Here is a 23,006-nt window from a genome sequence, read left to right as displayed (position 1 = left end):
CGCCGGCCACCCTTCCACCGGAGTATTCAACATGACATTTGAACTGTCGCAATTCGACGGAACCGCCGCCAAGCTTGAAGAAGGCTTTGACCTCGACATCCTGCATCCCTCAACCGGTGAAAAGACCGGCCTCGTGATCAAGGTCGCATCGTATCGTTCAGAACGGGTGAAGCGCGTTCAGCGGCGCCTTGCCAATGCTGCCATTCGTGAGGGCAAGAAGAACCCCAAGAAGGTCGGAACGGTCGAGGAGATCGAAGAAAAGACGAATGAAATCGTCGCCGCTTCCGTGATCTCGTGGAACCTGACCAATGGCGGCAAGCCCGTCGAATGCACGCCGGAAAGCGTGTTGAAGGTCATTTCTAACCCGGATTACTTCTTCATATCCGAACAAATCGACAAAGCCGCGGATGAAGACGCGCATTTCGTGAAGCCCTCGCCGAAGAGCTGATCGGCTTCGCGAGGGCGCATTTCACCCCGCGCCGCAAGACCGATCCAGTTCCAGAAGCTCCGGACTATACCGATTATATCTGGGACTGGTTCGTTCAACTCCACAATTCCCGGGAAACCGGCTTCAGCGCCAACCCGATCAGTTTCCTTGAGGTCGAGGCATTCTGCCGGATGACAGGCGCGCTGATCGATCCATGGGAATTGTCTGTCATCCGCCGGATGGATCAAGCGGTCCTCGCGGTCATCAACAAGACCGGCAAGCCCGAGGCGAATGAGAGCCAGGCGACACCGGCAGACGTACAGGAAGCCAAGCTCCGGATCAGGGGTGCGGCAGCGAACCGACGCGTCGTAGAGCGCAATAAGGGATAGTCATGCCAGATATTGCACAACTCGGCATCGAGGCCAAAGCAACGGGCGTTGAACAGGCCGCAAAGGCAATGGACCGGCTGACCGGTGCTGCCATGCGAGTCGAAGCTGCCACCTCCGCAATCGGCCCGACGTCGAGCAAGGCGGGTGCTATGGCGGCGCAGGCTGCCAATACCCACGCGACGGCATTGAACGCAGAGGCCGTTGCGGCGACACGAGCAGCCGGGGCAATGAACCTCCACGCCAAAGCAGCAAACCAGAATACCCGCGGCGTCGGGGCGGCTACCCATAACGTTGCCAATCTAGCGGCACAGTTCCAGGATATCGGCGTATCGGCTGCAATGTCGATGAACCCGCTTCAGATCGCCCTTCAGCAGGGTACGCAGATCGGGGCGGTTCTCGGTCCGATGGGTGCGGCCGGTGCTGTGAAAAGCCTTGGCTCGGCGTTTCTGTCGATCCTCTCTCCGGTAAGCCTTGTGACGATTGGACTTGTCGCCGCTGTTGCTGCCGGTCTGCAGCTCGTCAGTTGGGCAAAGCTCGGCGCATCCGCATTGATCGGCGTTGCTGACAGTCTTCAGATGATTGCGCCATATGCCATTGGAGCAGCCGCGGCACTCGCCTTGCTCTATGCGCCTGGGATTATCGGCGGTATCGTTCAAGTCATCGCCTTGCTTGGCCGCGTGGCGGTTGCTGCCGTCATCGCAGCCGGCGCAATGGCCGCTGCCAATCCGGGTCTTGCCTTCATTCTTGGCATCACGCTTGCGGTTGCCGCTGCGAACATCTTCCGTGACGAACTTAAACAGATATTCGGCTTCGATATCGTCAAGGTAGCAAAGGACGGCACGAACGGGCTAATCGGTACGTTTGTCGGCGCCTATCAGGGCATCAAAGCGACTTGGAAGCAGTTGCCGGCTGCGATCGGCGATATCGTCTACCAGACTGTCAATGCCACGATCAAAGGCGTTGAATCCATGATCAATTCCGTCGTCAAGCTGATGAACACTTATATCGGCGGGCTGTACAACAGTGTCGGCGGGTTGGCGTCGAAGCTCGGCGTCGATATCGGTTCCTTCAAAGACATCGGACAGGTTTCGTTCGACGGTGTCGACAACCCCTATGCTGGCGCCGCGGACTCGGTTAATGCCGGTATCGCTGATGCGATGAAATCCGCACAAGGCACCGATTACGTTGGGAACTTCGGTTCAGCCATTGCCAAGGGAGCGTCGGCCGCGTCTGCCAAGCTCAAAGAGATGGCAAAGGATCTGCTATCCGTCGATGACAAGTCGAAGAAAAAGAAGGGTGGTAAGACCGAGGCCGAGAAGTATGACCACATCGTCAAAGGTGCTGAACGCCGTATCGCCTCGCTGAAAGCTGAACAGGCGGCGGTTGGGCTTACAGAGGAAGCATCGGCCAAACTGCGCTACGAGACAGACCTGCTCAACCAGGCACAGCAAAAGGGCATCACCCTGACTGCTGCCCAAAAGGTTGAACTTTCAGGACTTGCCGGTGAGATGGCTTCGATCGAGGCAGCAACGAAGAAGGCGAAGGAAGCACTCGACTTCGCCAAGGATGCAACCGGCGGGTTTCTGTCTGATCTGCGGTCTGGTCTGCAAAGCGGTGAAGGATTCTTCAAGTCATTCGGCAATGCTGCGGTGAACGTTCTCGATAAAATCGTGGACAAGCTTCAGGATGATCTCGTCAATGCGCTGTTCAGCGTCAACAAAGCGGGTGGAAGCGGAGGCATCGGCGGGACCATCATGGGTTTCGTCAACAAGTTGTTCGGCATCGGCGGTGGTTCATCTTTCCAAGTCACTCCCGGAGCAGGGCTATTCGCCAACGGCGGGGCGTTCTCGGGCGGTGTTCAGCGTTTCGCCAATGGCGGCGCCTTCACCAATTCGGTTGTTTCCAGCCCGACGAAATTCCGCTTTGCCAAAGGCACCGGCATGATGGGCGAGGCGGGACCGGAAGCCATCATGCCGCTCAAGCGGGACAGTTCCGGCCGGTTGGGTGTCGCTTCCAATGGTGGCGCGAACAATAATGCGCCGATGCCACTCGATATCCGTGTCTCGGTCGATGATGACGGCAAGCTCGCTGTCATTGCCAGACAGGCCGGATCAGAAGCCGGGGCTGAACAGGCGGATGCACGCGTGAAGACGTTCAGCAAGCGAGAACTGCCTGATCGCATAAATGAGATCAAAATGGCACCGAGGAAGCGTTGAGATGGCGATTACCTATCCATACGCACTTTCGGTGCTGGCAGATCGTCTCGATATCGAGTCTGTGACCTGGGACATTCGGCGCAATGATGAATTGTCCGGTACCGGCGACGGCCGGGTCTGGCAGGCCGAGCTTGCGCCACCGCTTTGGACGGGCGACGTCAAGCTGAACATCGGCGACAGCAACGATTTGAAGCAGATAGCGGCGCGTGTTCGCAAACTGCATGGTGCGCAGGAACAGTTCTTCCTGTTCGATCCGCTGTCGAAATACCCGCAAGCGGATCCGGATGGTTCAATCCTTGGGCCATCGGCTGTTCGGATCAACAGCGTCGGTACCGGTGGGCGCACGATGAGCCTCAAGGGATTGCCGGCGGGATATGTCATGACCCTCGCTGACAAGCTGCAGATCGCCTATGCGACGTCACCGGTACGGAATGCCTTCCTCGAGGTGTCCGACGATATCGTGACGGCAAGCGGGGCCGGGATTACGCCTGCCTTCGAAGTGTTCCCGAATGCACCGACAGGCGTTGCGGTGAACGACGTCGTGACGCTGGCAAAGCCTGCCTGCAAGGTTTTCATCTCGCCGGGCACATCCAATCCGGGTTCAGGGGCAGGGCTCTTGACCTCGGGTGCCGGTTTCAAAGTGATCGAGAAGCGATAAATGAAAGACATCAGCGCTGAAATGGCGGCTGCGCTTGCGGCTGCTCGCGACAAAGGCTTGGTTCCTCGCCAGTTCATATTGGTTGAGGCTATCGACCGTTCGACCGGGCTGCCATTCGATCGCGGCTTCTGGTCTGGCGATGACGTAATTACAATCGGTGTTCCCGATCGCAATACCGGCGTCATCGTCAATCATGATTTCATCGGTGCGCAGAACCTCAACATCGGGCCTATTCCTCGCGTCTCCGATCTGACCATCCAGACCGTGACCGTCGATCTGTCTCAAATCGCCATAGCGGTTCAGGAGATTGCGCGGGAGTACGATCTGAGACTTGCCAAGGCGGACATATACGAAGTCACGCTCGATCCTTTAACGAAGATCGCATCAGCGAACCCGGAAGTGGTCTTCATGGGCGAGGTCAACGGCAACCCGTTCGATACGCCGGCCGTCGGCGATGATGGCTCCATCCAACTCGAATTGAACTCGGATGCGATCAGCATGTTAAGCCGTACCAACCCGAGCAAGAGTTCGTTCGAAGGTCAGAAGCGGCGCAGCGGTGATGAATGGGGTCTCTATTCAAGCACGCTGTCATCGTGGAGCGTACCTTGGGGGCAGAAGGCGTCATGATCGAACTCACCCGTTTGCCGAACTGGCGTTCCCGTTTCGAGGCTGCCATTGATGAGATCAAGTTCGTTCCGTTCGATTGGGCTGAACAGCATGATTGCGGGCCCGGTCTTGCCGGTCGTTTGGTCTATGCCATCACGGGCGAAGACCTCACCGTCAAATATCAGGGCAAGTATAAGTCAGCCAAGGGCGCCCTGAAGGTCATGAAGAGCGCAGGGTTCGATAACCTCGCCGATCTGGTCGCATCGTTCCTGCCTGAAATTCACCCGTCACAAGCCAGCCTCGGCGACATCGTCGCCTATGAAATGGACAGCCCGTTCGGATTTGCGCTCGGCGTCGTCAACGGTGAGCGCGTGTTCGTGCTTCGCCCCGAGGGTGTCGGTACTATGGATCTGCTCAAAGCCAAGAGAGCCTTCAAGGTCGGATAATGAAAAGCATTGGTATTTTCCTGACCGCGGCATGGTTCATGTTGGCGGGGCTTTCGCTCGCCCAAGCGGAACCCATCACAGCAGCCCTCTTTGGCGCGGCCTTTGCCCTGTCGAGCGCCGGTGCCGTTGTCACTTACCTGATCGGCTCTGCGATAGCCTATGGGGTCTCTCTGCTCTCGCAGGCGCTCTTTGGCGAACAGGAACAGGCAGCGCAGACGCAAGGCGTCAAGCTTATGATCCAGATGGGCGACGACAAGCCCATGTCGTTCACGGCAGGGACAACCGCGACCTCGGGCAAGCGCAAATATATCGGCGCATGGGGCAAGGACGGCAAGACGCCGAATGCCTATCTGACCGACGTAGTCGAGATCGGCAACATACCTGCGCCTGGACAGCCCGCATTCTGGGTTGTCGACCAGAAAGTCACCGTTCTTTGGGGCGAAACGCCGGTCGAGCAGGGCTATCCCGTTCTGGAGTTCCGCAAAGACGGCAAGGACTATCTCTGGTTCAAGTATTACGACGGCACGCAAACGGCAGCCGATGCCTTCTTGCTTGCCAAGTTCAGCACGGATTCCGACCGTCCATATAAATCCACGATGATTGGGCGTGGCTGCCCTTACTTCATCGCGACGGCTCGCCTCAATCAGGACTTGTTTCCAAACCAGCCGACCTTTCTTTGCGAAGCTCCGGTCACAGCTTGGTACGACGTCCGCAAGGATTCGACTGCAGGCGGTTCCGGTTCGCATCGTTGGGATAACCGCGCGACGTGGGAGCCTTCTGACAATCCCGTAGTGCTGATCTATAACATCATCCGCGGCGTCTACTACGGCACCGAATGGATTTATGGCGGTCAGAACCTTCCCGCGTTTCGTTTGCCCGCTTCCAATTGGATGGTTGCTGCCAATGAATGCGACCGGCTGATCCCGCTTGCCGGCGGCGGTTCGGAAAAGCAATTCCGATGCGGTACCGAGATCAACTGCGATATGGTGCCGCTCGACGTCATCGATAAGCTGAAGAAGGCTTGCAACGGTCGCATCGCCGAAGTCGGCGGTATCTTCAAGATATTGGTTGGCGCACCCGGCGCCGCTGTCTATTCGTTCAGCGATGACGACATCCTTGTCACCAAGGGTCAGAACTTCACACCGTTTCCAGGTCTTGATGCCACCTATAACGGGATTGAGGCAACCTATCCGGAACCGCTGGAGAAATGGGCAACCAAGGATGCGCCAGCACGCTATTCGATCGATCTGGAATCAGCAGATGGCAACCGTCGGCTCGCCTCGGGCGTAACCTTCGAAGCCGTTCCTTTCCCGGTTCAGGTCCAGCGGCTGATGAAACTGCTGATCGAGGAAGATCGCCGCTTCCGTGTCCATTCGTTCTATCTTCCGCCGGATGCGTGGCCTCTTGAGCCGAACGACGTCGTGTCGTGGACATCGGTTCGGAACGGTTACAGCAACAAGAAATTCCTTGTCGTCCGCATCGATGGCGAGCGGAGCTTCAATCAGCTCGTCGTACTGAAGGAAATCGATCCGTCCGATTATGATTGGTCGACCGATGAGCAGGTTCCGGTTTCGGTCGGTCCGGTCGGTCCCATCGTCAATCCATCGCATCCGATGTTCGGTTGGCAGGCGCTTCCGGCTACTTTGGATGATGGAAGCGGTCCGCGCCGCCCGACGATTGAGGTATTCTATGCCGGTGATCAGGACGGTGTCGATCGCATCCGGGTTCAGGTCTACCAGAAGGATACCGGCGGGCTCTGGTTCGATGGTGAGATGCCTTATGACGCGCCGCTTGACGAGCAGTATTCGACAAAACTCGTAGCAGTCTTCGCGCCTAACACCGACTATCAGGTTCGCGGCATCTTCATCTCGAACATCGGCAAGAACTTTACTTGGTCCGATCTGATCGATGTGACGACGGATGACGTTCGGCTCGGGGATGGTGACGTCTTTCTGCCCGGCATGGTCGACGGTGTCCTTGCTCGCCTCGATGCGAAACTGAAGTGGATCGAAGAGGCCACGCACTACGCGCGCGATGTGCTCGATCAGGCTGACCAACTGGCAGCTGAAGCCGGCGCGCAAAGCGTCTTCGATAAGCGGGAACTGCTCGCCGAGGTCGGCAATACCAGCGCAAGGATCACAGAGCAGGTCAAAGTTGTCGCGACGGCAACTTCGGCACTGGTTGTCAAAACGACCGAGATCGACGCCAACATCAACGATCCGGTCACCGGCCTTCAGGCAAATGCCAATGCGATCGAAAGCCTTTCGGTTGTCATCAATGATCCCGGTACCGGTCTTGCCGCCGTTGCATCGTCGGTTTCGGCACTGACCGTCAGCGTCGGCAAGTTCTCGGCGTCCGGCTTGTTTCGAACGACCGTTGAGGCGACGGCTGTTGGTGCTCTGACGACGGTTGGCATTTCGGCAGCTGCATCGGGACCGGGCAGCACTAGCCAGGCAGCAATGTTCATCAGTGCTCTCGCGGGCGGATTAAGTGAGATCGGCTTCACGGCTGATAGCATCTATATGGTCGCGCCGGGAGCCAAACGCCGTCCGTTCATCTTTAGCGGCGGCACCCTGTTCCTTGACGATGTCAGGATAAATTCACTCTTTGCCATCACGTCGGTGCTTGGCGCAGTCGATATCAGCTCGGCTGTGATCGGGTCGCTGATCGTTGGGACATCGAACCTCGGCATTGATTCAGTGTCGTCATTCGATATCGGCCCGACGACGGACATCCAGGCAGGCGGAAGCTTCGCGGACCGAACGATTAACATGCCGGCAGCCAATCGCTCGCTGATCCAGCTCAGCATTGATATGACCTACAACTATGGGCCAACTGGCGGTTCACCCACTGTCACGGTGCAGAACATCACGACAGGCGAGATCGTCTTCCAAAAGAGCTTTGGACCATACGGCAGCGGCTCAAATAACCGCCTTATCGATCAGTTCTTTTTCTTCGGCAACAATGCGGCCGGGAACAACACCTTTCGCATTTCTCAGACCACGACCGGCACAACGGGCCTTGGTCAAACGAGAAATGTGACGCTGCGGTCGCTTTTCTGGAAGCGCTGACCTCTCACCCAAAAACTATGCAGACCCGCTGAATTGCGGGAAGGAGAACCCATGTCAAAAGACCTTGAAGCAATGGCCGAAATGGTAGCGCCGCAGCAAACCATCCTGCCGATCGATGAGGCTGAGGAAGCCCTGGCACTCGTCAATTTCTACAAGATGCGGGTGGTTGGATTGCGCGCTGCGCTACGTCGGGAAGGCGAGCAAGTTGCGGCGCTTAAGGCTGCCATTGAAGAGCTGCGCGCCGAGGTTAAGGCTATGCTAAATCCAGCAGAGCCGATCGAGGAGACCGAATAGATGGCCGCGATCAAACCAGACTACAACGTCGGTACGGTTTCACTTGCTGCTGGTGGCACCACGATTACCGGTGTCGACACCTTTTGGGATTCATCGACCATTCAGGCCGGTGACACGCTCATGGTTCAGAACCTTAGTGCCATCATCGCCGAGGTTACGGACAACAATCACATTGAGCTTGTGGAAGCGTGGACCGGGGATGCACTCGTCGCCGCTCCGTATCGTATCCGTTTTCAGTCAGGTGACTCTCGCTATACCGCTGCGGTTCGGGATCTGATTGTCGAGCTTGGCAATGGGAACATACAGGCCTTTGCGGCATTGGCCGGCGCATTGGACATGATCCCGATCTTTACGGGAACAGGTGCGCTCACGCTCATTCCCAAGACCGAACTGATCGAAGGTGTTCAGACTGATGCCAAGGTCGAAAACTTGGCCGGTCGCGGGGCATACGATGCCGAGGTCACCGGATTTTCCGTACTTGTCGCCGATGTTGGCGATGGCAGATCAGCGATTTACTTCAAGATAACTTCGTCATCCGGTGATTGGTCAGATCCGGCATATCTGACAGGCCCGAACGGCTCGTTCCAATCCAAAGGCACCTACAGCGGCGCTACGGTTTATGTCGTCGGAGATGTCGTTTTGCAGAATGGTTCATCGTGGATTGCCCGCGTCAACACGACGGGCAACCCGCCTCCAACGCTTCCGAGCACGTCGAACACGCAATGGTTTCTGCTGTCCGCGGCGGGCAATGGTTTTGTGTTCAAAGGCGCTTATTCCGGCGCGACGGCCTACATCAAAGACGATGTCGTTCTCTATAACAATTCGTCTTGGATCGCGCTCCTTGCCACTACGGGCAACACACCGCCAGCTTTGCCGACCACGTCGAATACCCAGTGGTCATTGCTTGCAGCCCGTGGTGCGGGGGATATGATTGGCCCAGGTTCCAGTGTTACGGATAATATCCTGACGTTTACGGACGCTACGGGCAAGGTTGCTAAAGACAGCACCATCCCGATCAACCACGCAATCAAGATGCGGAACTTGATCGTAAACCCGGCATTTCAGGAATCATTGGTTGCTGGACCAACTCCATTCAATATCAGCGGTGTCTACTATGCTGATCAGTGGGTGGGACAATGGGGCGTTGCAAGTCAGGTTATTACCGGACAATGGATTGAGAATTCACCTACGCCGGGCGGTGCGACGAACAGATTGCGCGTAACGGTTTCAACAGGTGGAGCGGTTGCGGCTGGTCATTATATGATGATACGCCAACCGTTTGAAGGATTGCGCATTGCATCCCTAAGAATGGGAACGGCTGGCGCAAAGCGCAGTATCGTGAGATTTGGCTTTAAGGGTCCGGCGGGAACCTACGGTGTCACCTTCGCAAATGCCGCTGCTAGCCGGAATTACATAACAACTTTCACCATCTCCGCACCGCAAGCAAATACCGACACGCTACAAACCTTTCTTATACCGGGAGACACAGCTGGGACTTGGCCGTCGACAAATGCTTACGCCATGACTTTGAACATTGTCATGGCGGCGGGTACGACTTTCCAAGGTGCGGCAAATACATGGCAAGCGGGGAACCTTCTAGGAACTGCCACCATGACAAACGTCATGACAACAGGTCATGTTTTTGAGTTGTTTGACGTTGGTTTGTACTGTGATGAACAACTTATTGGTATTCCACCAAAATTTGAAATACCAAGCGAAATTTTAAATCAAGTAGAGTGCATGAGATATATCGAATATCTAGGCATGACACTTGTAAGCATCAGTGATTTGCCCGCTATTTATATGAACACTGCATTTTATAAGACAAAGAAACGGACCACGTCTGTCTTTACGTTACTTGTCGGTTCATTGGGATCAGCAACCCTTGGTCCGTTGGGTGCTGATGCGACCAATGGATTGCGACAGTTGACCACAAGAGCAACCGCAGCAGATATTCTGATTTCTGCTGATTCGAGGATGATCTGATGAAATTTGTATCCGCACGATATTCGAACGCTGAAAACGATCAGATCATTGCTATTGATGAAGAGGGGCGGGAATCCGTCGTTCCGGTTAATAGTGATCATCCGGTTTGGACAGCTTACGTTGAAGAGGGCGGCGCGATAGACGAATATATCAAGCCATCAACCCACACGCCCGATATAGTTTCGAGCAGACAGTTCTTTTTACAGTTGGCCGTCTCCGGCCTTTCCTCGCAGGTCAGCGCCTGGGTGGCACAACAGGACGAACTCACACAGATCGCTTTCAATAAGTCGGCGACGTTTCGGCGCGATGACGTGATGCTCCAGCAGGGATTCGCTGGTCTCGGGTTTACAACTGGACAAGTGGATGAATTCTTCTTGAGCGCGTCATTATTGTGATCCGGCAAAGGCTTGAGACGCATCTGTCTGGGAGGATGATGCGGCGCGGGCGGAACGGATTTTATGCCTCCATTCGATCGCGTATCTCTCAACATATCTGTACGAGAGAAACGATAAACCGAGTGAGACAACTGGAATAAATAATCCGCCGCTCCATTCGAAGCGGTGGGCGATGTAAACGAGAAGGTAGTGGTTGAGGAACACTCCGTAGCTCAGGTTACCAAGAAATTCGTCTATTCGTCCGAACCTGAACTTCCTCAGGACGCTCACCGCAATGATACCCGTGATCAGACCAGCCAATACTTCTTTGTTGTACGGCGCAGCGTAGAGACGTTCGTTTGAGACAACGACTGCCAACCCCATACCAGCGAGCAGCAGGATACCAGCAGGAAACGCTCGACCGAATTTCTCAGGGAATGCCAGAGACGTTCCTACAATGAACATGAAAAAGGTGCCCGGGATCAGCCTATAGCCGAACCAATCCGAGTGGATCATACCTGCTACGGCCAATGCAAAAACGCCAATCGAGCCACAGACGAGCAGCTGTTGAAACCGTCGTGGAAGTGCCCAGAACAAAGGAAAGACGGCATAAAAAGTAAGCTCCAATCCCAAGCTCCAGGCTGGCGGGATGAGCATCGCGTCGTCGAGGCCGAACATGAAGTAACCCAGTGGCAGCAACAGCATGTTCATCACTATCGAAAGAGGTGTTAATCCCGATAGAAAGTGGTCCGACAAGCCGAGCAGGGCAACACAAATTAAGGTCAAAGATGCATATAGAAGGTACTGCGGGAATAACCTAAGGGCTCTGTCCAGATAAAAGCGAAAAACGTCTTTGGTTGCTGGATAACGTTTGTTGACCAAAAGCGCCATAACGTAACCGCTTATAACAAAAAACGAGATGACGGCAAAAACACCGATGTTCCATCCGAACAGCGGACCCACGGCATGAGAATACAACACCATGAAAGCTAGAATTAACCGATAATATCCCATGTGGCGGCTATAATCCTTTCAACCTGGCCAAATGGTCCAAACCGACCTCGGTAACTTTAACTCGACTGATCTGGTCCCCGCCTCTGCTAGGCGGAATGATGATGGCATAGCCTCTATGGATCAGCCGATTGAGCGTTGGGGAGTCACACTCGCTGAGTGGGGTGGATGCCACTGTGGCGAGCAATTCCAGCAAGACAGCTTCGGTCATAATTGCCATTAATGCGGCTTCCTCTCTGCTGCCTTATCTACATTGGCAAGGATGTCGCCGAGCAGTGAGTGCAGGAACCTCGCGGTCGTCATATTGCATCGCAGCCTATGAGTGACCTTCACAAGCCCCTCCTGGTTGGCATCATTGATCCCGGTCCCGAGGGATAAGTGCACGGTATCATTTGCCGACCGAAGTTCGGTCAAGACATCGAAATATTCGACGGCTGTTGTCTCATCGATCAGATCCCACCGTTCGGCACCGACGGCGATCTTCTTTGTCTTGTTCACAGCAACGCCTCTCCAGTCTGATTTAGCGCCGCCACCATACCGACAATCCGTAAAAAGGAAATGACCATGCGTCTCATAGACGACTGGCGAACTGTGCTGCGCAAAGCGTGGTCAGTGCGCTTGATGCTGCTTGCCGGCCTGCTCTCCGGCATTGAAGCCGCTCTGCCGTTGCTGGACGGCGTTCTCCCAATCCCGCAGCGCCTGTTTGCCGTGCTGACCCTCTTTGCGGTCGCCGCTGCCTTCGTTGCTCGCCTCATCGCTCAAAACAATCTGAAAGGTAATGAAGATGCCGATCAACAAGATCAGGTCAAGCAACCGCGCAAAAGCCGCCATCGCCGCAGTTATCCTAGCCGCTTCTGCCAGTGGCTGGTTGGCGTTTTTCTCCCCTGACCGGATCACTCCGGCAAGCGTTCATACGGCGATCGAGCAGGGCATCACGCCGCCGGCTGTTGAGTTGGCGGTTAACAAGCTGATCATTCCATGGGAGGGATTGGTTCTGCAGTCTCATTGGGACGGCTTCGCCAAGATCTGGGATATCTGCTACGGCGAGACCCGGATCAACGGCAAGCCCGTTACAGCCGGAATGAGCTTCACGCCCGCCGAGTGCCTGGCGATCCTGAAAGTGCGCGTCATCAATGACTATTACCTTCCGCTGGTCGATGGCGTGAAAGGCTATGTCGAGGCACCTGTATCGGTTCAGGCCTCACTTCTCTCCGGTGCCTATAACTTCGGTGTTTCGGCTGCCAAGCGATCGACTGCTGCCCGGCTCACAACGGCACGCAAATATCGTCAAGCCTGCGAAGCGCAGACGGCGTTCAACCGCGCCGGCGGTCGCATCGTCAATGGCTTGGTCCTGCGTCGTGAGATGGGTGACAAGCAGCGCCTTGGCGAAGCTGAACTTTGCGTTTCGGGGCTCTAGCTGATGGGTGTCCTCGAATGCATCAAAGCCGCCGCATATGGTGCGCTTGGCGCCGCAGCGTCCTTTTTCCTCATGCTTGGCATTTATGAGGGCGTGCCTCTCCTCCGGGACATTCCTTACATCGGTGCCATCCCGGTCATTGGCGACCTTGCAACGGGCAGGGTGGCGACAGAGTCGGCCAAGGCTGCAACAGCAGCTCGCGCCGGATACGTCCAACTCTCCGAAATAACAGCCCTGAAGGCACAGCTTGAGCGTGAAAGACAAAACACGCTCAGGGCGACACAACTTCAGGACCAGGCACAACAGCGTGCAGCAGTGGCAGCAGCAGCGAAGAAGGTTACAGATGAAAAACTTGAACAGACGATTCGCGGTGACACTGCTCCCGGCAGCACTTGGACTGCTGATGACGATCAGTGGGTGCGGGACCATCGAGCAAAGTCAAACTAAGCAGGTGATCGCGGCTGCAACCATTCAAGGTCAGTTGGCGGCACGGCCTGTTGCTCCAAAGAAGCCGGCGGAGTGCGAGAGACATATGGAGCGCGTCAATCCCAAGGTTGGGGACAAGAACCGTTCCACGCAATACCGCTGGCTCTACAACGCAGACCTTATCGATGCGCAGATCGATCGGTGCAACCGGTTCAAGGATGATTGGGCAAAGGCGCAATGATGGTCGATCTCCCACTCAATGACATGTACAAGTCGGAGCGGTCATTGCTGCGCTTAGTGCTTCTGCTCAATCTGAATATGTGGAACGGGATTTTCTGGTCAATAGCTGACCGGAAGGCTTTGTCTACCTTGCCAGTCAAATAGTATTCACCCTTGCGTGGTGGACGGTAGGCTAGCACGCGGTAGCCGTGCCAGCCCTCCAGTCCAGCGACCTCAACAGCCTCGGGAAACTCTATCTTGATCTCCTCAGTCAAGGCGCGGGTTTCTCCAGACCTGTGTGCCATCGATCAGCGTCATCGCCTCCAGCGAGGCAGCCTTACCATCAAACTGGAACTTGGCGGGTTTCTCGTTCTCTAATACCCAGCCGTTGCCCCACAGTAATTCGATCATGTCGCCATCGATCTTGCGTGAATGCGTCCCAACAACCATCCAATTAACGCGCTCGTTCAAGTCCTTGATGGTGGCGCAGCTGACCTCGGTTTCGTGGCCCTGAATATCCATGTGGATCAAATCCCAACGCTCATGCTTTGCAAGCAGATCGCGAAGGGCAAGAACCGGGACTTCCTCAAAGGCAAAGTCGCGGCCCATGTAATCGGACTGCCCATCCAGGACGGGCCGGAAATTATAGGTCGCTGTGGCGGCAGTGGTGACAGGTTTCGGCCATCTGGCGATTCCGTTCTCTGAACCGATTGCGGCCCGTATCGCATGGCCTTCCGGTTCGAAACCATTGTCGCGGTAGTGCTGGCTCATCAGATTCGCCAGCAACTCATCACCTTCGACACCGTAGGTTAACACCTTGAGCCCAAGCCGCCTTGCAGCGACACCGCCAGCAATAGACCAGACACCGAGACCAGCACCTAGTTCGACCATGGTGAAGGTCTTCTTGGCAGAAAGGATAGCTTTCGCGAGACCAACCCATTCGACGGTTTCACCGTGGAAATTATCTGAGGCGTTGATAGGGACGGGAAGCTTCTGGCCATCAAAGCGGCGAACAGGCGTCCAAGTGGCATCTGTGCGGGTTTTGGACCCAACGAAATCAACGATGAATCCCGGTTGTGGCGGGGTGTCGTGATCGGCAATCTTGTGCAGGAGTTCGATGTCGGGTCCACCGTAGCCGGTGAACAAGGCATGAGCATCAAGAAACTGGCGCTCTGCATCCCAAACGGCTCGGTCTCCTACCGCTACAGGCGCAGGTGGAGGTTGCCTACTTCGGTGAATGTAAATGGGTCCCAATTTCATGAAGTCCTCCCCCGTCGATTAATCTCACCTGCGAACGGCGAGCATGGTTTTGTCCAGACGAGTAGCCGAATTAACAGCGTCTACGACTTCGTTCCACCCTTGCCATCGCCGAGCAGCTACCAGCACGGCATCGACGAAGTTCTCCACTTTGTCTTCTGGTTCGACGGCGATATTTACGGTTCCGGGACAAGGAATTGGTCAGGTGCCTTAAGTTCTTGCTCAACGAAAGCCCTCTGCGTCTCTGGGTCTGTCATTGCCGCGGCTGCGCGAGTGATGCGTTCCACCTCCACACCATACGGCGTTCCATACTTCATTCGGGCATCTCCTCCTAACGCCATTGATACACCAACCCATCAACGCTAGCAAACATTGCCGTGCGCGTGATGCGCCTAACCGACAATCCATAAAAGGGAAATGACAATGAACAGAGCGGCGTTCTTCGCCTCGCTGCGTGCGAGGCTGTTTGCGCGCGGGCCATCGCAATCTCAGGTTCAGGGAATGGATGCGATACTCGACGAGGCCGACCGACGAAAGACTGAGCCTCGCTGGTTTGCCTACATGCTGGCAAAGGGAATCCGATGACCACAGCACTAGAAGATACGAGCGATCTCCGCACTCGGGTAAACGCTCTTGAGCATGCGGACGCTGCGATCATCTCAAGATTGAATGTTTTGGAACAATGGCAGCGAATGTCTGAAATCGATGACGCACGAAAAGATGGGAAGTGGATAAACGTGGATAAGCGCTTTGATGATTTGGACAAGAAGATCGGCAATATCAGCAACATTCTGTCAAAAATCATGTGGATTTTTATAACCAGCATCATCGTTGCCGGCGTGGCATTCATCGTTGCGGGCGGTTTGAAAGTTACCTGATTGCATCGCCCTGCCGGCCGGGATTGGTGGCGCAATATACGTGTCGGACTCTCGCGCTCTCTCTACGAACGCCGCACGCGCAAAACAAATTGCCACTATTCGTCGGCGTGTAGGAGCTTAGGCTCTGCGAAGAAGCCTTCTTATCAGCTGGGCAGGCACACGTAATGTACGGGCAATGGCGAGTCCTAGTCGGAGCTCAACTGGCCCTTCATTAAATCTGTATCCTCCCAAGAGCTGTGATCGCATCTCGCCCAGCTCCAGATAAAGTTTGTGAGCAACCTGGTGCGTCTCGCTAAGCTCTTGGCGCGTCTTGTCAAGCTCGAGAAAATTTTGGTGAGCAATCTGGCGTGTCTCATTGAGCTCCAGAAAATTTCTGTGCGAAACCTGGTGCGTTTCGTCAAGTTCTCGTTTGACCTTCGAGTTTCTTGCTTCGATTTCGTCTATAACGCGAGCCGTATGAATGCGAAGGCGCCTTCGCCATTTGGCTTCGTCGTGACGTGTTTCGCCAAGTTCAATCAAGCGGTCCAGCGCAGAATTGTAGTCTCCAACCACGCTGTTCGATACAGATTCATCTGTCATAGGATTGGTAACGAAACTCAAATCGCAAGCTTCGCTTGTCGGCAATCCATGCATCATCCATGAATCGAACAATGAATCATCTAGCAACTCTGGGGCACGATCAAGCGCAATTGCCATGGTTGGCAACCGCAGTCGCAGCAGCCCCATCAAATTGAAATGCTGCTCAAGTTTAGGGCTCCACAAGAATAGGACCGCTACTGCGCCAATCTCTCGGGTATAGGCTAAGAGGCTCCCTGTGCGGTCCTTCACCTCAAAACTGTCGAAAGTATAATTTTGTGATTTCTCAAGCGCGCCTGCAAGTACGTTATGTGCTTGCATGGAGTCTTCACACCATGCCAACGCCACGCGCTTAGTACCACTACCTTTTATCGTCGAGGAACTGGTGTTTTGGACGATCTGCTTCATAGAACTTGATCAACCGCGCGTTCATATGCATCCACCACTCCACGGTATGTCCACGCCGCACGGAATGGCTCCAATGGGGCAGTTCCGTTTTCCAGAATTTGGTGAAGCGACAGATCATCCACAAAGATGGATGGTTCAGCATTCTCGAAATTGCGAAACATCCGGCCACGCCGCAACGCCATAGGGCGGCCCGAGGCCAGCAAAAAGTCAGAAGCGGATGAAATGCCACCTCCGCCCCGATTTGGATCGTATAGAAGAACGTTCAAATGGTTGGACGCGAGAAAGCCAAAGAGTTGCTGACGGTCCAGGAACTCATGAAAAAATTCAATGGATATACCGGGGCGCCGAATCTGAGCTTCACACCTTTCAATCACTTCTTGCGAAGCAGCCTTCGCACGCGTGTCGAAGTCAGAGTACGGCATTTGAATTCTAACGACACATTCCTCAAACGAGTCCTGCGCCATCTTCACAATCTCATGGAAATTTTTCGAATGATCCGCAAATCCAAATGATCCAACACGAATTGGGCTCGGAGGTACGTCAATCGAACCGACGAACTCAGGAATTGGCCTGGGGGCGGTTACAAACCGCATATTCGAAGTGCCCAACTCTGGCTCGTGGGCGATAAGAACATCCACAGAGTTATCCTGCCAGTCATCCGCAATGCTCTTCGTCAAGTCATGTGTCGTTGCAAGTACCGGAATATCGGAGCAAAAAGATGCTGCATCTGCTGCCCATGGAACCGCGACGGGGTGCCACTGGAAAACTGCGGCCGCGGGATCATATTGATTCACGTATTGAACGAAGTCATGTAACCCCGAACATTCGACAAACTTGAAAGCATACCGCTGGGAATGCGCCAACTGGTCGACAATCTCCCTTCCAAATTCGTATACACCACATTGCCGTTGCTTATGAGACACGAAAAGGATCAATGGCCTGTTCGCAGCCATTTCTGGAGCACTTTGGGAGCTACCAAAATCGCTTTTTTTTGACATCATTGGTGACCCTCTCTAAGCGAGCCTGCTGATCCTCGATGATCGTCTGTTGGATTGCCACGGTTTTATAAAGGCCGTCGATTTCGCGCCTATAAGTCGCGATGGTTCGTCCCATCTCCGATGCGCCTTGACTTAGGGCCTCGAATAACTCCTCCGACGCGATTTCTAAATCGGGCGAGTTTTGTGGGCGAAAGAACGTTATTGACGCAAAGCAGTAACGAACACCGTCAAAATCGAAATACTCAGGGAGTGCTAACCACGAAGGCTGATCAACGATGCTATCTTCTGGTAAATGACTAATGAGCGCATTCAACGAAGCGACCGTATAAAGCCTTAAATCTGGTGCAGGAAGCCCTTCAGTCCATCCCTCCGAGAAGTCTGTGGTCAGAAAGGCGGAGCCACCCGGCTTCAAAAGTTGATAGAGAAGCCGAACGAATAATCCATCGTTGGGTACGTGTTCGATTACTGAGCAGCACACTATTGCGTCGTAGCGTGTTTCAGTTGTTCGAGCATCTAGCCACACTGCAAGCGCGTCGCGACCATCCACATTGGGATCGGTGATCTCAACTGAATATCCGCGTGCAGACAAGGCCGGGCCAATAGGGTCCTCGTAACCGCCTATCAGGATAATAGAGGAGCCGGCAGGAACAGCATTCTTTACCTGTTCGTAAATGAAAGCGTTCTGAAATACTGCTTCGGGTATCTTCCGTTGCATAATTTCCGGGCTAAGTTCCCGTAATTCATCAATTGACGCTGCTAGGGCACTCCGGTCTTCAGGTGTAAGGACGCGGTTCCCTGTCAAGTCCAGTTGGGTTACGGGCATCGGAGACGTCTCGCGCATATGTTCCATATCCCAACCCTATTGTACGGTTTGCTAGCCGTCGAGAGCTAATGTCGGCGACGCGCGAGGGAGATCCTACCGGCAGGTCTCGCTGATCACGTCCAAGGGCGGCTAGCAAGTTAGCGGACATCAGGGTAACCTTTAACATTGATTGGGCTAATTCAGGCCGGTTGCAAAGTTTGATGGATTTGCCTTCAGAACATCAGCGCAGCAGAGGCGGTGTCAGTATGTTTCATTACACCAAGCTTCGACGATCATTATCGGCGAAGGCGAACTCAGTTCTCCGGAGTCTGACACATAGGACACGTCCTCCTGGAACAATTAACGTAAACGGCCTATGGGTTCGTCTCGATCCAAACGAGGCCATCCAGTCGACGATGGCTAGCGGCTCTTATGAACCGGAGCAGACCGGCTGGTTGAAAGAATGCCTCGGGCCTGGGTCGGTGTTCGCAGACGTGGGTGCCAATTTCGGCCACTATACCGGACTGGCTTCTACGATTGTGGGCAGGAAGGGGCACGTGTTTGCTTTCGAGCCGAGCCCAGTTGCTTCCAACGTGATTGCTTCTACAATCAAGGACAACCGGTTGCGAACTATCACTTTGACGGTGGCCGCCGTCGGCGACAAGGATGGAACCGAACGCATATTTATGCCTGTTGGTGATGTCGTCCATTCCCCCAGCGCGTTCTTTTCCGACCCGGCTTTCGAACCGCTAGAGGTGCCGCTAATTCGGCTGGACACCTTCAAGGCCATGAGCGGACGCACGTTGGATGCGATAAAGGTCGACGTCGAGGGTTACGAACCGAACGTCATACGAGGACTGCAACAGATGTCCTCCAAAGGATTGATCCGAAACTTGATCATAGAATTCAATTCTGGATGGCTCAGGCGCAATGAAAGCACACCTCAAGACCTCTTTGATCTGATTGTTTCCTTCGGCTTTGTGGTCCACCGCAAAACGGAGATTAGTCAAGGTCCCGGTCGCGACGGAACATCTTTTGAGTGTCAGGATATGTGGTTCAAGTGGCGCCAGTAACTGGTGTTCCCAGGTCTTCTTGATCGCTTGATGGCTACTTTAGCTCCGGTACGTCACCAGACTGAAACAAAATTGTTGGGGCCCATAGCCTCCTACCTCAGGCTGTGCATCGCGAGCCCACACCAAGACGCCAGCGCATTGGGCTGCCAAGGACCGCGCCATTCGAGTGGCGTCTTGCGTAGTATCGAACTGCATCGGAACGTAAGCAGGCACAAGTTGCCCATTGTCTGCTCGGCTGAATGCGACAACGACGATGAGGCGTGAGGGATGGGCTTTGGCGTCGGCCAATTCAGACATCTTTTTTCTTCATCAACTTGCGTAATTCGGTCTCAACCGACAGCAGCACGTTTGGATGCATCGCCAAGTTGGTATTCTCGGCAACTTCGATCATTGCAGCGAGAACCTCTTCCTTGGTCCATTACGTGGATCGAAGCCGCAGATGGCGAAGCTGGTGTTGTGATGCACGGTCCTTATATGCCGCTGCGGGCCGGTCGGTACCGTGTGACTTGGCAGATACGGTCGGTGGCCAAAAAATCCCTAATAGCAGTCTGCGATGTGGTAGCGCTGGGGCAGGCGGAGCCGCTTGCGCGTTGCGAGGTGCAATCTGGTGAAACCCTCATTTCGCTCGATTTCGATATTCCAGACACCACATTCGGGATCGAGTTCCGTTGCTTCAGTATCGGTAATGCCGGATTCTCGATACTGAGGACGGTAGAACTTGAGGAGAATATCGAGCGCGATCGTCGTTCCATGGTTCGTGAATAAGATCTGAATATTATTTGTTGGATTTACAAAAGCCTCAGTCACAAACCGGGGCTTTTGCGTTTAAGCCCTGCGCCGCGGCTTGCTCTGGGATTTGCCGACTAACAACTCAGGGTAGCAAACCGCTCGGTGCGGTCAGAGCACACAGAGGCCCCAGACAGCTGGTCCAACCCAGGCGTTGTTATGAGTATTCCGTTGCTGCGCTGCAACAGATTTTAGGTTTCTTAAGCAACAACGAAGTTTTACACTACAACCTATTGATGTACCCATCGAATCTCATAATTTGCAACTCCGGGCGCAGTAATGAGGGGCAAGGTCGGTGGGGACAGGCATTGGCAATGGGATTTTGGGGACGCGGAACGCGCTCCTCGCGGGAGTTTGCACTACGGCGCTAGCGATAGCCTGCTCGTTCGGTTCGCCGGCTTCGGCGGCGGATTATCTCGTGACCACCGATGCTGAACTTCGCGCTGCAATCACCGCCGCGAACGGGCAAACCGGCTCTTCGACGATCACGCTGACCCATGACATCGATTTGTCGAACACTGGAATGCCCGCTGCTACCAAACCGATCACCATTAACGTCAATGGGTATTCGATCCATGGTTTCGAGCCGCCAAGCGGCTCTGGCCTTGGTGCGGGTGGGGTGGGGTTCTCCGGCGTCACGCTCCTAAATTCGGGATCGATTACCGGCGGATCAGGCAATCCGACCATGCCCTCAAGCGGCGCGGTTGCGCTCAGCCTTGTCGGCAATGGTTCTCTGACGAACGATGGCACCATAACCGGGGGCAACGGTACGTTTGGGATGGGCGGCGGCAACGGGTTGCAAGTCACCGGTGGAGGCCACGTCAACAATGGAACGATCCTCGGAGGAAACAGCACTGCGCAATCCGGCGGCAACGGCGTTACCATGAACAACGCTTCCCTGATCAACAACAATCTGATCCAAGCGGGCAACAGCGGGAACATCGCAGGAGTCGGTCTGGTCATGAGCGGCCTGAGTTCCTTGACCAACAACGGGACAATACGGGGGAGTACCTCTTCACAATCTGGGATCGGTAGTACCTCCGCTATTAACGCAACCAATGGAACTCAAAGTGTCGTCAACAACGGCACCCTCGAGGGTGGAACTGGGGGAGTCGCAGTTCTTGGAGGTGGCTTTCTGGCGCAGTTCGCCAGCTTTTCGGTAGTCAATGACGGGACCATCCGCGCCGGGATAGGTCAGTCGGACGCCATCCGCTTCAGCAACAACGCGAGCTCCGTCAACGTCCTCGAACTGCACTCCAATTCGGTGATACTTGGCAATGTTGTCGCGACCGCAGCTGGTGCCAATGACACCTTGCGGCTGGGGGGCAGCCTGGACGGCACTTTCGACGTATCGGCGATCGGTCCGACGGCTCAATATCGCAACTTCGAGAAGTTCGAGAAGACCGGCGTCAGCGACTGGTATCTGACAGGCACCGGTACCGCCACGACGAATTGGGACATCCAAAGCGGTTTCCTGACTGTTGGCATTGGCGGCACCAGTGGCAGTGTTATCGGCGATATGACCCTCAATGGTGGTACGCTTGGCTTCTTCCGTTCCGATACGGTCACCTTAGACAATGTCATCACCGGGACCGGCGAGGTCATGCAATATGGCAGTGGCAAGACGATCCTAAACGGTGATTACACCTATAGCGGCCTGACGTCAGTTGTTGCCGGTACTTTGGCCATAAACGGTTCAATCACAACCCCGGTCTCCGTGGCTGCTGCCGGTACCCTCGGCGGCATTGGCACGATATTTGGCGATGTGACCAACACAGGAAAGGTTGCTCCGGGCAATTCCATCGGCACGCTGACCGTTGCCGGGAACTATATCGGCAATGGCGGCACTCTGGAGATAGAAACCCAGCTCGGCGGTGACGCCTCGCCGACAGACCGGCTGGTGGTTACCGGCGATACGTCGGGCAGTAGCAATGTAAAAGTGATCAACACCGGCGGCACGGGGGCAGCGACTGTCGAGGGAATCAAGATTGTCGATATCGGCGGCGCTTCCAACGGCACATTCTCGCTGCTTGGCGATTACGTGATCAATGGCGAACAGGCGGTCGTTGCCGGTGCTTATGGCTATACCCTGCACAAGAATGGGGTGACCACTCCCAGCGATGGCGACTGGTATCTGCGCTCCGAGCTGGCACCGACACCTCCAACCACGCCGCCCACAACTCCTCCGACGACCCCACCAACCACGCCGCCGTCATCAGGCCCTATCTACCAGCCAGGTGCTCCTCTCTATGAAACTTATGCGCAGGTGCTGCAAAGTCTCAATGGTGTCTCAAGCCTGCAGCAGCGCGTCGGCAATCGCTATTGGGCCGGGGCGGGCAACAGCGCGCTCGCGCAGGGCGATGGCCCTGGAACGCTGGAGGCCGCGCCGACGCCGTCGGAAGGCGGCGATACCATCACCGATGCGCGCGGCATCTGGGCGCGCATTGACGGTGCCCATGGCAAGTTCGAGCCAAGGACATCAACGACCGTCGCTGATTACGATATCGACACCTGGAAGCTGACAAGCGGCATCGACGGCCAGTTCTACGAGAGCGATGCCGGCAAGCTTATCGGGAGTCTGACCGCTCATTATGGCCATGCCTCGGCCGACATTTCCTCGTTCTTCGGCGATGGCTCGATCGACACCGACGGCTATGGACTGGGCGGCACGCTGACATGGTATGGCGA

At 55.1% G+C, this 23,006-nt stretch carries 25 protein-coding genes; 18 read left to right on the top strand and 7 right to left on the bottom strand.

Translation table 11 applies throughout. From position 1 onward, the window contains the following. Nucleotides 1–31: 31 nt before the first annotated feature. From J2X72_RS05460 to J2X72_RS05415, 10 genes are all read left to right on the top strand, one after another. Nucleotides 32–448, top strand: coding sequence for a hypothetical protein (locus J2X72_RS05460; RefSeq protein WP_310069429.1), 417 nt, complete (start codon nucleotides 32–34; stop codon nucleotides 446–448). Between the two features lie 170 nt (nucleotides 449–618). Further along, nucleotides 619–816, top strand: a complete 198-nt coding sequence (locus J2X72_RS05455; protein WP_310069426.1) for a hypothetical protein — start codon at nucleotides 619–621, stop codon at nucleotides 814–816. 2 nt (nucleotides 817–818) lie between these two features. Further along, a complete protein-coding gene (locus J2X72_RS05450; protein ID WP_310069424.1) occupies nucleotides 819–3,032 on the top strand; it encodes a phage tail length tape measure family protein in 2,214 nt (737 codons plus the stop codon). Nucleotide 3,033: 1 nt separating this feature from the next. Next, nucleotides 3,034–3,690, top strand: coding sequence for a hypothetical protein (locus tag J2X72_RS05445; protein ID WP_310069421.1), 657 nt, complete (start codon nucleotides 3,034–3,036; stop codon nucleotides 3,688–3,690). Next, a complete protein-coding gene (locus J2X72_RS05440; protein WP_310069418.1) occupies nucleotides 3,691–4,317 on the top strand; it encodes a hypothetical protein in 627 nt (208 codons plus the stop codon). It begins immediately after the preceding gene. After that, nucleotides 4,314–4,742: a DUF6950 family protein gene (locus J2X72_RS05435; protein ID WP_310069416.1), complete on the top strand. Its 429-nt coding sequence runs from the start codon at nucleotides 4,314–4,316 to the stop codon at nucleotides 4,740–4,742. Before J2X72_RS05440 ends, J2X72_RS05435 begins: the two co-directional genes overlap by 4 nt. Then, nucleotides 4,742–7,813, top strand: coding sequence for a phage tail protein (locus tag J2X72_RS05430; RefSeq protein WP_310069413.1), 3,072 nt, complete (start codon nucleotides 4,742–4,744; stop codon nucleotides 7,811–7,813). Before J2X72_RS05435 ends, J2X72_RS05430 begins: the two co-directional genes overlap by 1 nt. 51 nt (nucleotides 7,814–7,864) lie before the next feature. Continuing rightward, nucleotides 7,865–8,107, top strand: coding sequence for a hypothetical protein (locus tag J2X72_RS05425; protein WP_310069410.1), 243 nt, complete (start codon nucleotides 7,865–7,867; stop codon nucleotides 8,105–8,107). Then, nucleotides 8,108–10,093, top strand: a complete 1,986-nt coding sequence (locus tag J2X72_RS05420) for a hypothetical protein (RefSeq protein ID WP_310069408.1) — start codon at nucleotides 8,108–8,110, stop codon at nucleotides 10,091–10,093. Next, complete coding sequence (locus J2X72_RS05415; protein WP_310069405.1) at nucleotides 10,093–10,488, top strand: hypothetical protein; 396 nt, start codon at nucleotides 10,093–10,095, stop codon at nucleotides 10,486–10,488. The genes J2X72_RS05420 and J2X72_RS05415 overlap by 1 nt, the downstream gene beginning before the upstream one ends. On the opposite strand, the gene J2X72_RS05410 is transcribed toward J2X72_RS05415, so the two are convergent. The 3 genes from J2X72_RS05410 to J2X72_RS05400 all read right to left on the bottom strand — a co-directional run bounded on the left by J2X72_RS05410 (nucleotide 10,480) and on the right by J2X72_RS05400 (nucleotide 12,309). Next, nucleotides 10,480–11,481: an acyltransferase gene (locus J2X72_RS05410; protein WP_310069402.1), complete on the bottom strand. Its 1,002-nt coding sequence runs from the start codon at nucleotides 11,479–11,481 to the stop codon at nucleotides 10,480–10,482. The two genes, J2X72_RS05415 and J2X72_RS05410, sit on opposite strands and share 9 nt — an antisense overlap. A gap of 216 nt (nucleotides 11,482–11,697) precedes the next feature. Next, on the bottom strand, nucleotides 11,698–11,976 hold the full coding sequence (locus J2X72_RS05405) for a hypothetical protein (RefSeq protein WP_310069400.1): 279 nt from the start codon (nucleotides 11,974–11,976) through the stop codon (nucleotides 11,698–11,700). A gap of 111 nt (nucleotides 11,977–12,087) precedes the next feature. Then, nucleotides 12,088–12,309, bottom strand: coding sequence for a hypothetical protein (locus J2X72_RS05400; RefSeq protein WP_310069398.1), 222 nt, complete (start codon nucleotides 12,307–12,309; stop codon nucleotides 12,088–12,090). Between the two features lie 37 nt (nucleotides 12,310–12,346). Between J2X72_RS05400 and J2X72_RS05395 the strand changes: the two genes are divergently transcribed. From J2X72_RS05395 to J2X72_RS05385, 3 genes are all read left to right on the top strand, one after another. Next, a complete protein-coding gene (locus tag J2X72_RS05395) occupies nucleotides 12,347–12,895 on the top strand; it encodes a lysozyme (protein ID WP_310069395.1) in 549 nt (182 codons plus the stop codon). Between the two features lie 3 nt (nucleotides 12,896–12,898). Next, nucleotides 12,899–13,342, top strand: coding sequence for a hypothetical protein (locus J2X72_RS05390; RefSeq protein ID WP_310069393.1), 444 nt, complete (start codon nucleotides 12,899–12,901; stop codon nucleotides 13,340–13,342). 85 nt (nucleotides 13,343–13,427) lie between these two features. Next, nucleotides 13,428–13,562: a hypothetical protein gene (locus tag J2X72_RS05385; protein ID WP_310069391.1), complete on the top strand. Its 135-nt coding sequence runs from the start codon at nucleotides 13,428–13,430 to the stop codon at nucleotides 13,560–13,562. Nucleotides 13,563–13,807: 245 nt separating this feature from the next. Here J2X72_RS05385 and J2X72_RS05380 read toward each other — a convergent pair whose 3' ends face one another. Then, nucleotides 13,808–14,800 (bottom strand): FkbM family methyltransferase, encoded by a 993-nt coding sequence (locus J2X72_RS05380; RefSeq protein ID WP_310069388.1) that lies wholly within the window; start codon nucleotides 14,798–14,800, stop codon nucleotides 13,808–13,810. 420 nt (nucleotides 14,801–15,220) lie between these two features. On the opposite strand from J2X72_RS05380, the gene J2X72_RS05375 reads away from it, so the two are divergent. Together J2X72_RS05375 and J2X72_RS05370 are read left to right on the top strand one after the other, a co-directional pair. Then, a complete protein-coding gene (locus J2X72_RS05375) occupies nucleotides 15,221–15,382 on the top strand; it encodes a hypothetical protein (protein WP_310069386.1) in 162 nt (53 codons plus the stop codon). Continuing rightward, nucleotides 15,379–15,675 (top strand): hypothetical protein, encoded by a 297-nt coding sequence (locus J2X72_RS05370; RefSeq protein WP_310069383.1) that lies wholly within the window; start codon nucleotides 15,379–15,381, stop codon nucleotides 15,673–15,675. The genes J2X72_RS05375 and J2X72_RS05370 overlap by 4 nt, the downstream gene beginning before the upstream one ends. 117 nt (nucleotides 15,676–15,792) lie before the next feature. Here the strand turns inward: J2X72_RS05370 and J2X72_RS05365 are convergent, their stop codons facing one another. Genes J2X72_RS05365 through J2X72_RS05355 form a run of 3 tightly spaced genes read right to left on the bottom strand, consistent with a single transcriptional unit; the run spans nucleotide 15,793 to nucleotide 18,507 of the window. Continuing rightward, nucleotides 15,793–16,659, bottom strand: a complete 867-nt coding sequence (locus J2X72_RS05365; protein WP_310069379.1) for a hypothetical protein — start codon at nucleotides 16,657–16,659, stop codon at nucleotides 15,793–15,795. Next, on the bottom strand, nucleotides 16,656–17,660 hold the full coding sequence (locus J2X72_RS05360; RefSeq protein WP_310069376.1) for a hypothetical protein: 1,005 nt from the start codon (nucleotides 17,658–17,660) through the stop codon (nucleotides 16,656–16,658). Before J2X72_RS05360 ends, J2X72_RS05365 begins: the two co-directional genes overlap by 4 nt. Continuing rightward, nucleotides 17,632–18,507, bottom strand: coding sequence for a methyltransferase domain-containing protein (locus J2X72_RS05355; protein WP_310069374.1), 876 nt, complete (start codon nucleotides 18,505–18,507; stop codon nucleotides 17,632–17,634). Before J2X72_RS05355 ends, J2X72_RS05360 begins: the two co-directional genes overlap by 29 nt. 173 nt (nucleotides 18,508–18,680) lie before the next feature. Here J2X72_RS05355 and J2X72_RS05350 point away from each other — a divergent pair, with 173 nt between their 5' ends. The 3 genes from J2X72_RS05350 to J2X72_RS05340 all read left to right on the top strand — a co-directional run. Further along, complete coding sequence (locus tag J2X72_RS05350; RefSeq protein WP_310069371.1) at nucleotides 18,681–19,532, top strand: FkbM family methyltransferase; 852 nt, start codon at nucleotides 18,681–18,683, stop codon at nucleotides 19,530–19,532. A 390-nt stretch (nucleotides 19,533–19,922) separates the two neighbouring features. After that, nucleotides 19,923–20,297: a hypothetical protein gene (locus J2X72_RS05345; protein WP_310069369.1), complete on the top strand. Its 375-nt coding sequence runs from the start codon at nucleotides 19,923–19,925 to the stop codon at nucleotides 20,295–20,297. 439 nt (nucleotides 20,298–20,736) lie between these two features. Further along, on the top strand, nucleotides 20,737–23,006 hold a 2,270-nt coding region (locus tag J2X72_RS05340), incomplete at its 3' end, for an autotransporter outer membrane beta-barrel domain-containing protein (RefSeq protein ID WP_310069366.1).

The sequence above is a fragment of the Phyllobacterium sp. 1468 genome (genome assembly GCF_031455525.1).
Taxonomy (GTDB): Bacteria; Pseudomonadota; Alphaproteobacteria; order Rhizobiales; family Rhizobiaceae; genus Phyllobacterium.
Note: the sequence above shows the minus strand (reverse complement) of the source record. Positions and strands in the feature narration are given on the sequence as shown.